This is a genomic window from Corynebacterium sp. p3-SID1194, from assembly GCF_025144155.1.
In the GTDB taxonomy this organism is placed as follows: Bacteria; Actinomycetota; Actinomycetes; order Mycobacteriales; family Mycobacteriaceae; genus Corynebacterium.
In genome coordinates, this window is record NZ_JALXWY010000007.1 from 92,612 (window position 1) to 104,775 (window position 12,164).

A 12,164-nucleotide genomic window follows, 5' to 3' on the forward strand; every position below is an offset into this window, starting at 1 on the left:
ATTATGAAACTGATCCTCACCGCTGCCGTTGAGAACCTTGGTGAACCCGGCGACATTGTCGAGGTCAAGGACGGCTACGGACGTAACCTTCTGCTTCCGCGCGGCCTGGCTATCGTGGCCACCCGTGGCGCAGAGAAGCAGATTGAGGACATCAAGCGCACCCAGCAGGAACGCGAGGTGCGCGACCTGGATCACGCGAAGGAACTGCGTGACCAGCTCGACCAGCTGCAGGGCGTGACCGTCAAGGTGCGCACCGCTGAGAACGGCAAGATCTTCGGTTCGGTCAAGCCGGCCGACATCGCTGATGCCGTTGCAGCAGCAGGCGGTCCGAACTTGGACAAGCGCCGCATCAACATGCCGAAGGGTCTCGTGACCAGCACCGGCGGCTACCAGGTCAAGGTCCGACTCCACGATGACGTGGAGGGCAAGGTGAACTTCGAGGTCGTGAGCGCCTAGTTTTCGCGCTTAACGGCGATCGCGTCTGACGCGATCCAATGACAACAGCTTTGAGCGTGGGTCCCACTTGTGAGGAGTGGGGCCCACGCTCTTTTTGCGCGGTTTTCGGGGTGCCGCCGGGGTCTGCCCGCTGACCTGCGGTTGCGCACAGGTGCTTGTGGATAACCGGTGGAAAACTCCAGTTCAATGGGCGATCCGGCGTCTGATATGCACTGGTTTGGGCATCTATTAGGGGTTGTTTTGGCCTTGTCAAACCCGCTGGTTATGAAGTTATTCACCGCTAATGATACTTGAACCGCGTGAATAATAATGCGCTGTAATGCAGGTTTCGTGCACTGTGGGGATAGGGTGTGGAGTTATCCACAATTTATCCACAGGCATGGGTGGTGGGGTGTGGAATGGATCGTGCGATTCGCGTTGATTATTCACAGGGGGCTGTGGATAACTCGGTTTCGATGGGGGTCAAAGGGTTGCGCGAGGACGGTCTGGTTCACCCCGGCGGGTAACATTTCACACGAGCTGACAACGTGAAGGAGCGGGAAAATATGGCATCGGGGACAGCGGGAACGGCCGGCGGAAATTCGGCGCAGGACAACCAGGCCGGTGGGGACAGCTTCGCCGATGAGGCGGTTCCTCTGCCGCCGGAGCCGACTGATGGTCCGCCCGAGGATTACCGGGGTGATTCTGGGCGCTCAAGTGGATCTTCGCGTTATGGCCGTGGAAAAGGCTTCACTCAGGACCGCGATGATTTGAGCGAGTACCGCCAGCCCCCGCATGACCGAAAGGCAGAGCAGGGCGTTCTCGGCGCCATGCTGCTGAGCCCCAACACGGTGATCGACGTCATTGAGCTCCTCCGAGTAGAGGACTTCTACTTCCCAGCGCACCAGCTGATTTACCAGGCCATCCTGGATTTGTACTCGCAAGGCTCCGAGGTTGACGTGCTGATCGTCAGCGGCCGCCTCGACCGCCTGAATCAGCTAGAGCGTGCCGGTGGCGCCCCGTACCTGCACACGCTGATCTCAGAGGTTCCCACGTCGGCCAACGCGCGGTACTACGCGGACATTGTGGGGGAGAAGTCCACCCTGCGACAGTTGGTCGATGCCGGTACCCGTGTGGCTCAACTCGGTTATGACGGTGCGGAGGGCATGGAGATTGAGAACCTCGTGGACCGTGCCCAGCAGGAAGTCTTTGCCGTCGCTCAGCAGAAGACAGGGGAGGACTACCGCGCGCTGGCTGACTTGCTCAAGCCGACGGTGGATGAATTGGCGGCCTACGAGAAGGACGGCGGTCTCGCCGCCGGCGTGCCCACGGGCTTTATCGATCTGGACCGCCTGACTAATGGGTTGCACCCAGGGCAGATGATCATCGTCGCAGCGCGTCCGGGTGTTGGTAAGTCGACGCTGGCCATGGATTTCGTGAGGTCGTGTTCGATCCACAACGGCCTGACGTCGGTGATCTTCTCGTTGGAGATGAGCGCTTCCGAGATCGTCATGCGTCTGCTTTCGGCTGAGACGGAGATCAAGCTAGCGGCGATGCGCTCGGGCCAGATGGAAGAATCCGACTGGGAGAAGCTTACTCAGCGTCTTCGCGAGATTCAGGCCGCGCCGATTTTCGTCGACGACTCGCCCAATCTGACCATGATGGAGATCCGCTCGAAGGCGCGTCGTCTGAAGCAGCAGCACGGGCTGGACCTCGTGGTGCTCGACTACATGCAGCTGATGAGCTCCGGCCGCAAGGTCGAATCCCGTCAGCAGGAGGTCTCGGAATTCTCGCGTCAGCTCAAGCTGCTGGCGAAGGAGCTAGAGGTCCCGGTTATCGCGATCTCACAGCTGAACCGTGGCCCGGAGGCCCGCACCGACAAGCGCCCGCAGTTGGCGGACCTGCGTGAGTCGGGTTCGTTGGAGCAGGACGCCGACATCGTCATGCTGCTGTACCGTCCGGATTCGCAGGACCGCGATAATGAGCGCGCAGGTGAGGCAGACATCATCATCGCGAAGCACCGCGGCGGTCCGATCGACACGATCGCGGTTGCGCACCAGCTGCATTACTCGCGCTTCGTCAACATGGCCCGCGGTTAGCGCCCATGCAGGGCTAGCGCTTTATCCCAATGCTTTCCCGCGTTGCTCCGGCAACGTGAACGCGGCGATGCAGGCAAGGGCGAAAGCGCCGGCGAAGATACCGAATACGGCAGACGGGCCGCCGAATGCGAGAACGGGCGGGACGATGAGCGGCGCAATGATGGAGCCGATGCGCCCGAAAGCAGCGCCGGCGCCTGTGCCGGTTGCGCGGACGGAGGTGGGGTAGAGCTCCGGGCCAATCGCATACAGCGCGCCCCAGGCACCGAGATTGAAAAATGACAGCAGGCAGCCTGCCGCGATAATCTGCCACGGCGCGGCAGCGAAGCCGTAGAGCACTGCGGCGAGTGCGGATCCAGCGAGAAAAGCAGACAGAGTGATCCGGCGGCCCCATACCTCGATCAGCCAGGCGGCCGCGGCGTAGCCCGGCAACTGCGCGACGGTAATGATCAGTGTGAACGTGAAAGATCGCACCAGCGTGAACCCTTGATCAACCAGCAGGGACGGTATCCAAATGAACGCGCCGTAGTACGACAAAGAGACACCGAACCAGACGGCCCAAAATGCGGCGGTCCGGCGGCGCAGTGCCGGCCCCCAGATGCCGTCGCGCGCGTCCTCGGGACTGGCAGCCGGGGCGGGGGAGTGGTCGATCGCGGCAGGGTCAGCGTCCTGTTCGAAGGAGCGGACGATGGCTTCCGCTTCGTCGTGGCGGCCGACTGATTCGAGGTACCGCACCGATTCGGGCAGGCCGAGCCGCACGTAGATGGCATAAAGAGCGGGGACTGTGCCGAGCGCGAAACCCCAGCGCCACCCGTTGTCGCTTTGCGAGACGACAAAGGTGCCGATCACAGCGGCCATGGTCCACCCGACCGCCCAGAATGCCTCCAGCAGGACGACCATGCGTCCGCGAACCTTGCGCGGGGAGAATTCGCTGATCAGCGTCGAGGCGACGGGAAGTTCCGCGCCCAGCCCGAGACCGACGAGGAAGCGGAAGACCATGAGCGCGCCGACGGACCACGCCAGGGCTGACGCGCCCGTGGCCAGGCCATAGAGCAACAGAGTCGCGGCGAAGACCTGCCGGCGGCCGATCTTGTCGGCAAGGAGCCCGCCGAGGGAAGCGCCGATGGCCATGCCGATAAAGCCGATCGACGCGATCCAGGATGTGGTGGACTTATCCAGGTCCCAGTGCACAGCCAGGGCAGCGATGATGAAGGACACGAGCCCGACATCCATCGCGTCGAGTGCCCACCCGATGCCCGAGCCGACGAGCAGGCGCTTGTGTTTGCCGGTGACGGGAAGACGGTCGAGCCGCTCATTCCGGGAAAGATCATTTGTGCTGGCTGTAATGCTCATGCACCCAAATAATAGCCAGCACTAATCGGCAGATAGAAGAGAATAAGGGATATCTATTCAGACCTGCCGGCTCGGAATCGGTTCAGCCGCAGCGAGTTCGTCACCACGAACACCGAGGAGAACGCCATTGCAATGCCCGCCAGCATGGGGTTGAGCAATCCGAACGCGGCGACGGGCACGAGGATCACGTTGTACGCGAAAGCCCAGAACAAATTGCCCTTGATCGTGCGCAGCGTCGCGCGCGAGAGCCGGATCGCGTCAGCGGCGGACCGCAGGTCGTCGCCCATCAGGGTGATGTCAGCGGCCTCGATCGCGACGTCTGTGCCCGATCCCATGGCCAGGCCCAAGTCCGCGGTGGCCAGGGCGGCAGCGTCGTTCACGCCGTCGCCGACCATCGCTACGACCTTGCCTTCAGCGCGCAGCTTATCGACGACATCCACCTTCTCCTCCGGCATCACCGATGCCGTCACATTGTCAGCGTCGATTCCGACAGCCTCGGCCGCTGCTCGGGCGGCACCAGGATTATCGCCGGTGAGCAAGTGCGGGGTGAGCCCAAGTTCGCGCAGCTCCGCGATCGCCTGAGCGGAGGATTCCTTAACCGTGTCGCGCACCGCGATCACGCCGGCATCGGCGCCGTCGACTGTCACGGACACCGCGGTGGCACCGTCCTTCTCCAGTGCCCGGGCACTCTCACCGGTGCCGCGCGAGACGGTGACAGGGGAGCCGCTAATAACCGCGCTTACGCCCTGACCTGGTGTGCTGCTGAAGTCTGTGGCTTCCGGAATCTGCAGGTCGGCGCCCGCAGCGACGATCGCCCGCGCGATGGGGTGCTCGGAGCCGGACTCGACTGCCGCGGCGAGCGCGAGGACGTGGTCGGCGGTGAATCCCTCCGCTGGCTCAACGTCGGACACCGTCATCTCGCCGGTAGTGACTGTGCCGGTCTTGTCCAGCACGATCGTGTCCACGCGGCGAGTTGATTCGAGGATCTCCGGGCCCTTGATCAACAGGCCCATCTGCGCGCCGCGGCCGGTGCCGACGAGAATCGCCGTCGGTGTGGCCAGCCCAAGCGCGCACGGGCACGCAATGATCAGCACCGCCACCGCCGCCGAGAACGCCTGCGGGGACGGGTGCCCCAGCAGCAGGTGCACCGCCAGTGTGACCAGCGCGATAACGATGATGGTAGGGACGAAGACGCGCGAAATACGGTCCACAAGCTTTTCGACGGGCGCCTGCCCCGCCTGCGCCTGCCGCACCAGCTCGCTCATGCGGGACAGGGTGGTCTCCGCGCCGACGCGGGTCGCCTCGACGACGAGCCGGCCGGTCTGGTTCACCGTCGCGCCGGTGACGGTGTCACCCTCGGTGACCTCCACCGGGACGGATTCGCCGGTGAGCATCGAATTGTCTACCGCCGAGTGACCGGCGATCACTTTGCCGTCCGTGGCGATCTTCTCGCCCGGGCGCACCACGAACTGGTCGCCTTCAGCCAGCTGCGAAACCGGAACACGGATTTCCTGTCCGTCGCGGATGACAGCTGCGTCTTTCGCGCCCATCGTTGCCAGGTCGCGCAGGGCTTCCGAGGACCTGCCCTTTGCCTTGACCTCGAACCACCTACCCAACAGTAGGAATGTGATCACCACGGCGACAGTCTCGAGGTAGATCTCGTCCATCCCGTGCGACCCGGAGCCTGCCCGGGAGAAGATGTGCATCTCCATTGTCATGCCCGGCTCGCCGGCATTGCCGAGGAAGAGCGCCCACACCGACCAGATGTAGGCGGCGGTGGTGCCCAGACTGATCAAGGTGTCCATCGTGACTGCGCCGTGGCGCAGGTTCGTCCAGGTCGCGCGGTGGAAGGGGGCGCCCGCCACGACATACACCAGCGTGGTCAGGGTGAAGACCGCCCACTGCCAATAGGTGAACTGGAGGGCCGGGATCATGGAGACCAGCATGATCGGGACGGCCAGCAGCGCCGACCAGATCACTGTCCGCTTCAGCTCGGCGGCCTCGTTCTCGCGGGCCAAGTCGATGCTGTTCATGGAATCGGTGCTGTTTGCGGAGCTGCCGGAGGTCTCTTCCGCGCCGGGCTCGGTAGCCGACATCGCGAACGCATCGTAACCGGCGTCGCGGACCACCTGGATCAGCGAGGCCCGGTCAGTCTTGCCGGGGTCGAAGTCCACCGACGCGGTCTCGGTAGAGAAATTCACGTTTGCTTCGACACCGTCGACCTTGTTCAGCTTCCGCTGCACACGCGACGAACACGACGTGCACGTCATTCCTGTCACGCCTAAATCGAGGTGTTCGAGCAGTTGTGCTTCTGGTGCCGAGTTCTGAGCCGGTACCGGGGTGCTCACCGCGCAGTCATCCTTTCCTGCAAATGTTCACGTGAAAAGTCCACTACTCCTGCGAACGCCGAAACGGGCCCGAAGATTCCTTCGATAGCAGGAACCCTCGGGCCCGTCGGAAAATGGGCCAGAATATTTAGACCAGCGAGTAGCCCGCTTCTTCCACAGCGGCGGCGACTTGCTCGCGCGTGAAACCGTCGCCAGTCACCGTGACGGAACCGGACTTGTGGTCCGCTGTCACGCTGGTGACACCGTCGATCTCGCTGATTTCTTCGACCACGCTCGCCTCACAGTGGGCGCAGGTCATTCCCTCGACGGTGAACTGAGTGGAATCGGTCTGATCTGTCATAGTCATCACCTTCCTATGGGCTATGTGGGGTGTGCAGGTTTTTATTCGTCGATAAGCGAAAAGCCCGCGTATTCGACGGCGAGTGAGATCGCCTCATCCGTGAAGTTCTCGCCGCGGACGCGCAGGATGCCTTCGTCCACCTCGATTTTCACGCCCTGGGTTCCCAGCACCTGACTCACCTCGTCCTTCAACTTCGCTACGGAGGTCTCGTCCGTAGGGCCTTCGAACCGGTAGTTCTTCGTCACGTGCTCTCCTTAAACTACTGCTCATTCCAGCAAGGGAATGAAACCGACGTTGATAGGGTTGGACCAACATAGACCCCGCATGAACGGGGAACTCCTTACTAATGAGATTACTAAAGCACTGATAGGAGATGAACCGTGAGTACCGTCAATGTAACCGAAGACACGTTCACCCAGACCATCGAGAATAATGACATTGTCATCGTGGACGCATGGGCTGACTGGTGCGGGCCGTGCAAGGCCTTCTCCCCGATCTTTGAGGAGGCCTCGGAAAAGCACTCCGACATCACCTTCGCCAAGCTCGATACCGAAGCCAACCCGGGCCTGTCCGCAGCACTGCAGATCCAGTCCATCCCGACTCTGATCGTCTTCCGTGAGGGCATCCACCTTGGCGAGCAGGTCGGTGCGCTTCGCCCGGGTGAGCTCGAGGAGCTCATCGAGCAGATCCGCAACATCGATATGGAAGAAGTCCACCGCGACATCGCGAAGCAGAACGACCAGCAGGGCGAGAACTAAACACGCGTCGGTTTCTGGGCAGATCCCCCGGCGCCCCTTTCACAGTGTGGTGCCGGGGGATCGGTCTGTTCGGGGCGGGCCGATTGCGGCTGTTTTTCTAGATGTGAACCCCAAACCTTAGTTCTCCCAGGACGCTTGTTCGGAGCGGTTTTTGTCCACCAGGAGAAACTAAGTTCTGGGGTTAACATTTGCGGGTCCGCCTGGGCGGAGCGGACCTGGGGGCAAGATGAGGCAGGGCGGTCGCCGGGCAACGCACGTAGACTCGGGAAACGAAAGCTCGACGAATTATCTACGGAAGTAAAGGACCCTCTTTCATGGCTAACCCGTTCAGCAAAGGCTGGAAGTACCTAATGCAGTCGTTCGACTCGAAGATCGACGAGAACGCAGATCCGAAGGTCCAGATTGAGCAGGCTGCAGCTGCGGCGAAGGACCAGCACAACGCGATCACCCGTCAGGCGGCGGAGATCATCGGTTCGAAGAAGCAGCTCGAAATGGCCATCAGCCGCAAGCGCGAAAAGCAGGAAGAGCTGCAGGACAAGACCCGCACCGCGCTGAAGATGGCGGACCAAGCGACGGCTGAAGGCGATACCACCAAGGCATCGCAGTTCAACACCACCGCCGAGACGCTGGCCGCGCAGCTGGTGACGGTCGAGCAGGAGCTGCAGGACCTGTCCACCCAGTACTCCGCCGCTGAGCAGGCTGCCGCTCAGGCCGAGCAGCAGCAGAAGCAGTCCGAGGCGCGCCTGCAGGAGCAGATGAACGAGGTCAACCGTCTGCGTTCCCAGGTTGATCAGGCGAAGATGCAGGAGCACACCGCCCAGACGATGGACACCATCGGCCAGTTCCGCGAGGACGATTCGGTGCCGACGCTGGACGGCGTGCGTGACAAGATCGAGCGCCGCTACGCCACTGCACTGGGGCAGCAGGAGCTCGCTGAGTCGGGTGTTGACGGCGTGATGGCTGAGATCGAGTCCGGTCAAACGGACGTCGCCGCCAGCTCGAAGCTCGCCGAGATCCGCGCGTCCATGGATGAGGAAAAGGCCGGCGAACTGACCGCTGGCAGCGAGGCGAACTCCACCGGTGCGGATGAAAGCGCCGAACAGGAGTCCGCGAAGGAGGAGGACGGCGAGCCGAGCGAGGAGAGCCTCGACCGCTTCGACGGGGAGTCCCCGCAGTCCTAGGGCTCGTCGCCCCCGGGTTTTAACTCTGGGTCGTCCGGCGGATATTGATCAGTACTCCGCGGATCCCGGAGTGGAAACCATCGCGGAGGTTGACGCGCTGGTGCTCGCTGAGCGTGTACTCGTGAAGAGTCTCGCAGGCGAATTGCAGTAGCGGGCGGTCGATCTCCGGAGGCAGGCCGCCGCCCGAGAGCATGTGCGCTTTATCGCGCTGCTCGGAGGAGGCGGCATTGTCATACCACCAGGTAGCGTACTGCTGGCCCACGTCGAACGGGGTCTGGAACCCAGACGACGTCCACACCTCTTCCGGAAGCGGTACATAGCGCGAGCGCAGCTTGCGTCGCGGTGCCATCATCGACGGCTTCGGCATATTCCGCGGGCTGGCTGCTGCCAATTGCGCAGGTGAAGGCGGGCCGGGGCGTTTCGTCGCTGATGGCTCGGCAGTCTCCGATTCGTCAGGCTCATCATCGAGGTCAGCGTCAGCCGTGGCGTCCGCGCTACCGGCCGGCTCTTCAGGAGTATCGCCGGTTTGGTGCTTTCCGGCCTCCGCAGACTGTTCGTTGGGAGAGTCGGTCGGGGAAGCGGCGCCGTCGATAAGCGCTTCGGCCTCGCCGCTGACGGCCGACTCGGACAGTGGCTGCTCGCCGTCGGGGCGCGGCACATTGCACATGCCTTCGTCATCTTCTTCTTCGCCAGCGTCATCCATCGGGCGCTCCCGGATCGTCGGCGGGAGTGGGCCTTCCAGGACTTGCAGCTGCATAGCCTCGGCGAAATCCTCACGCGGGTCGAGGATCGTGGTCGAATCGCACGCGTGGCGCAGGGCCGACGACATGGAATCCCAACCGAACCCGTAGAGATGGACCCGAATGCCGGCGTTAGTGGCTTCCTCGACGCCTGGAATCATGTCGGCATCGCCGCTGACTAGGACGAAGTCGGTGCACTGGCCGCGCATCGCGTTGACCACAATGTCCGCGACGAGACGGGTGTCCACGCCCTTCTGCGTGCGGCGTTCGCCCCACTCGATCAGTTGGCCGGTGCGCAACTGGACGCCGTCGCACGTGCGCAGCGCGCGCTGGTAGCGGTGCGGGCCAGAATCGGGGATGCCGTCGTACCAGAACTGACGGTGAATCGGTTGGTTTAGCTGCTGAGTGATCATGCCCGAGAGGTTGTTCACCACCTCAGGCAAGTCGATTTCTAATTGCGATCGCGCTCCTGTTTCCCACGAGTTATAAAAGCTCGCGAGCAGGTAAGACGTGTCAACAAAGACGAGTGTGCGTTCAAGCATGGCTCCTAAATCCGTATCTATTCATCTAACTAAAGTTTGTTGTCTCCCCAGTTTGCCTGTTTTGTGTCGCTCTCGCTGAGATTCCGCGTTGACCAGCGATATCGACAGTGCATAGGCAGGTTATATCCAGACCAGCGTGCGAAATTGACGATCAGTTCCATTGGTTATACGGTTAGTTAGGCAACTAATCAACCAACTAACGTAAGTGAGGCGGAGGGTGGGTAATGACACAGAACCGCTGTTCCTTCAGATCGCACGACTAATTCAAGACCAGATCATGGAAGGCGAACTCGAGCCGGGGGATCGCGCCCCATCGACAAATGAGCTCGCCGCATTTCACAGCATCAATCCCGCTACCGCACGTAAGGGGCTCACATTGCTCGCCGAAGCGGGAGTTCTGGAGAAGCGCCGCGGCATCGGCATGTTCGTCACGGAGGGTGCGCGTGAACGGATCATCGGCAAGCGCCGTGAGGATTTCGCGGGCGCGTACGTCGCACCGCTTATCGACGAAGCCTTGCGCCTTGGTTATGCCCGCACCGAACTCCACGACCTCATCGACCGTGTCGCAGAAAGCAGAGGAATGTACAAATGACAATTCACGTATCGGGCCTAGCCCATAGCTTCGGCAAAAAAGACGTCCTGCAGGGTGTTGACCTCGACTTCGGTCCAGGCATTCACGGTCTGCTCGGTCGAAATGGTGTCGGCAAATCCACCCTTCTGCAGATCATCGGCGGCCAGCTCAAGCCCGAAGCGGGCACGGTAGAAGTCTTCGGGCAGCGCCCCTTCGACAATGCCCGCGTCATGGACAACACGTGCCTGACCGGCGTAGATACCGCATATCCGGACTCCTGGTCCGGCAAAGATGTGATCAAGGGGGCGAGTCTTCGTTACCGCACGTGGGACCGTGCGCTCGCTGATGAACTCATCGCGGATTTCGTTCTGGGAGATGCCCTTGCGACCCGCTACGGTCAACTTTCCCGCGGCCAGCGCGCCATGGTCGCCATCATCATTGGGCTTGCCTCGGGCACGGAGCTTTTGCTTCTCGACGAACCCTATGTCGGCCTGGACACCCACAACACCGGGGTGTTTTACCGTCACCTTCTGGCGCAGGCGGATACCGGGCGCACGATCGTGATGGCCACGCACCATATCGATGATGCGGCAAAAGTCCTGGATGACGCGGTGATTCTGGGGCGTGAGGGGGTCGTCGTCAAGCGATGTGCCCCGGAGGACGCGGATGCGCTCGCTGTCGCCGGACCCGAGCTCGTGCGTATCGACGACGCCCCGCGTCATGCTCGCGCCGCGACTTTCGACGACCTGATCGAGCACTACCTGGAGGTGTCCTAGTTGAATACGAGCCTGCTTGGGTATTTCCGCCATCAGTTTGTCGCGGCGCCACTGACGCGCCTGCTCTGGATGATCCCGGTGATGGCGATGCTCACATTCGGACTTCTTGGTCTCATCCGTGATTCGACCGTCGGTGTCATATTCAGCCCAATGATCCTGACGGTGTTCACAATCGGCACGTTGTCATCGGAGGACACTGCCTACACGGCGTACGGAATGCCGAAATCCCGGGCAAGAAAATTGACTGCGCTGTCAGTCGTGCCCGCAGTGGTGTTCGGCGCGAGCCTCGCCTTACTCGCTCGCCCAGATTGGGTGGGCGTGGCTGGTGCTGTAGTGGCGCTGCTTGGTGGACTTACGTACGGACTTCAATTTGTCGACCGCAACCAAGTGAATGACCGCGACGCGATCGGGTCCCGCATCGGTAGTAGCAGCTTCGAGTTCGAAACGATCTTCAAGCCGCAGCTCTATTGGGCGCTGGGTGTTGCCGTCGCGCACTGCGTCATGCTGTATCTGACCAGTTCCATCGGGAATGACAATCTCCGCCAGCTCATCAGTGGCGCGCCGATCATCATCTGGTACTCCGCGTATTGCATGCAGGGGCTCGGTATCCCCGGTGCCGCAACCGGCGCTAGCTACGGCGTGCCGCGCCGGCGGTGGATGGCCCTGTTATGGGCGGGTGCGACCGCTTCGGTCATGGTCTATTTCGGCGTTGTCGGCCTAGCTTCTCCGTCCGAATTCTCCTGGGCAGCCGTGGTCACCACAGGACTTGGCGGGTTCGCGTGCGCTGTCTTCGGTGCCGCGTTGAAGATCTGGCGAATGGGCCTGGGGCTCATTCCCGGATACATGATGTTCTTTATCGTTAACGACACCACGGATGCCGACAGTTTTAGCGACCCGATCGTCATTGTCTCCCTGGTTGCCGCAGCGATCCTCTTGCTCATCGGTGTCATAATTCAAGGCGGGTATCTCATGGGTTTAATCAACCCAAAACACACGAATAATGAAGCCTAAAAACCGTGGCTAC

Annotated in this window: 12 protein-coding genes; 7 read left to right on the forward strand and 5 right to left on the reverse strand. The window is 61.7% G+C overall.

Features of this window, described 5'->3' with window-relative positions; translation table 11 throughout:
* The first annotated feature begins 3 nt into the window (after nt 1-3).
* Together rplI and dnaB are read left to right on the forward strand one after the other, a co-directional pair.
* On the forward strand, nt 4-456 hold the full coding sequence (rplI, locus tag M3G19_RS06750; protein ID WP_210576055.1) for a 50S ribosomal protein L9: 453 nt from the start codon (nt 4-6) through the stop codon (nt 454-456).
* 545 nt (nt 457-1,001) lie between these two features.
* Nucleotides 1,002-2,534: a replicative DNA helicase gene (gene dnaB, locus M3G19_RS06755; protein WP_259901802.1), complete on the forward strand. Its 1,533-nt coding sequence runs from the start codon at nt 1,002-1,004 to the stop codon at nt 2,532-2,534.
* A 21-nt stretch (nt 2,535-2,555) separates the two neighbouring features.
* Here the strand turns inward: dnaB and M3G19_RS06760 are convergent, their stop codons facing one another.
* The 4 genes from M3G19_RS06760 to M3G19_RS06775 all read right to left on the reverse strand — a co-directional run bounded on the left by M3G19_RS06760 (nt 2,556) and on the right by M3G19_RS06775 (nt 6,817).
* A complete protein-coding gene (locus M3G19_RS06760; protein ID WP_259901804.1) occupies nt 2,556-3,884 on the reverse strand; it encodes an MFS transporter in 1,329 nt (442 codons plus the stop codon).
* Between the two features lie 53 nt (nt 3,885-3,937).
* Nucleotides 3,938-6,154, reverse strand: coding sequence for a cation-translocating P-type ATPase (locus tag M3G19_RS06765; protein WP_259901857.1), 2,217 nt, complete (start codon nt 6,152-6,154; stop codon nt 3,938-3,940).
* A 205-nt stretch (nt 6,155-6,359) separates the two neighbouring features.
* Nucleotides 6,360-6,572: a heavy-metal-associated domain-containing protein gene (locus M3G19_RS06770; RefSeq protein WP_259901805.1), complete on the reverse strand. Its 213-nt coding sequence runs from the start codon at nt 6,570-6,572 to the stop codon at nt 6,360-6,362.
* Between the two features lie 41 nt (nt 6,573-6,613).
* Nucleotides 6,614-6,817, reverse strand: coding sequence for a transporter (locus tag M3G19_RS06775; RefSeq protein ID WP_259901807.1), 204 nt, complete (start codon nt 6,815-6,817; stop codon nt 6,614-6,616).
* A gap of 135 nt (nt 6,818-6,952) precedes the next feature.
* Here M3G19_RS06775 and trxA point away from each other — a divergent pair, with 135 nt between their 5' ends.
* Both trxA and M3G19_RS06785 read left to right on the forward strand, forming a co-directional pair.
* Nucleotides 6,953-7,330 (forward strand): thioredoxin, encoded by a 378-nt coding sequence (gene trxA / locus M3G19_RS06780; RefSeq protein ID WP_259901813.1) that lies wholly within the window; start codon nt 6,953-6,955, stop codon nt 7,328-7,330.
* A 314-nt stretch (nt 7,331-7,644) separates the two neighbouring features.
* On the forward strand, nt 7,645-8,511 hold the full coding sequence (locus M3G19_RS06785) for a PspA/IM30 family protein (RefSeq protein WP_259901823.1): 867 nt from the start codon (nt 7,645-7,647) through the stop codon (nt 8,509-8,511).
* Nucleotides 8,512-8,530: 19 nt separating this feature from the next.
* Here the strand turns inward: M3G19_RS06785 and M3G19_RS06790 are convergent, their stop codons facing one another.
* Nucleotides 8,531-9,793 carry an NYN domain-containing protein gene (locus M3G19_RS06790; RefSeq protein WP_259901827.1) on the reverse strand — a complete coding sequence of 421 codons (1,263 nt, stop codon included), beginning with the start codon at nt 9,791-9,793 and terminating at the stop codon, nt 8,531-8,533.
* Between the two features lie 217 nt (nt 9,794-10,010).
* On the opposite strand from M3G19_RS06790, the gene M3G19_RS06795 reads away from it, so the two are divergent.
* From M3G19_RS06795 to M3G19_RS06805, 3 genes are read left to right on the forward strand one after another with little or no spacing between them, the layout of a single operon-like run.
* The gene (locus tag M3G19_RS06795; protein ID WP_259901829.1) at nt 10,011-10,385 is read left to right on the forward strand and encodes a GntR family transcriptional regulator; all 375 of its coding nucleotides are present in this window, start codon (nt 10,011-10,013) and stop codon (nt 10,383-10,385) included.
* Nucleotides 10,382-11,140: an ATP-binding cassette domain-containing protein gene (locus M3G19_RS06800; RefSeq protein ID WP_259901831.1), complete on the forward strand. Its 759-nt coding sequence runs from the start codon at nt 10,382-10,384 to the stop codon at nt 11,138-11,140. The genes M3G19_RS06795 and M3G19_RS06800 overlap by 4 nt, the downstream gene beginning before the upstream one ends.
* Nucleotides 11,141-12,151: a hypothetical protein gene (locus M3G19_RS06805; protein ID WP_259901832.1), complete on the forward strand. Its 1,011-nt coding sequence runs from the start codon at nt 11,141-11,143 to the stop codon at nt 12,149-12,151.
* Nucleotides 12,152-12,164 lie beyond the last annotated feature (13 nt).

Coding starts and splice junctions, on each gene's coding strand:
- rplI (WP_210576055.1), top strand. CDS start 4: ATGAAACTGATCCTCACCGCTGCCGTTGAGAACCTTGGTGAACCCGGC.
- dnaB (WP_259901802.1), top strand. CDS start 1,002: ATGGCATCGGGGACAGCGGGAACGGCCGGCGGAAATTCGGCGCAGGAC.
- M3G19_RS06760 (WP_259901804.1), bottom strand. CDS start 3,884: ATGAGCATTACAGCCAGCACAAATGATCTTTCCCGGAATGAGCGGCTC.
- M3G19_RS06765 (WP_259901857.1), bottom strand. CDS start 6,154: ATGACGTGCACGTCGTGTTCGTCGCGTGTGCAGCGGAAGCTGAACAAG.
- M3G19_RS06770 (WP_259901805.1), bottom strand. CDS start 6,572: ATGACAGATCAGACCGATTCCACTCAGTTCACCGTCGAGGGAATGACC.
- M3G19_RS06785 (WP_259901823.1), top strand. CDS start 7,645: ATGGCTAACCCGTTCAGCAAAGGCTGGAAGTACCTAATGCAGTCGTTC.
- M3G19_RS06790 (WP_259901827.1), bottom strand. CDS start 9,793: ATGCTTGAACGCACACTCGTCTTTGTTGACACGTCTTACCTGCTCGCG.
- M3G19_RS06800 (WP_259901831.1), top strand. CDS start 10,382: ATGACAATTCACGTATCGGGCCTAGCCCATAGCTTCGGCAAAAAAGAC.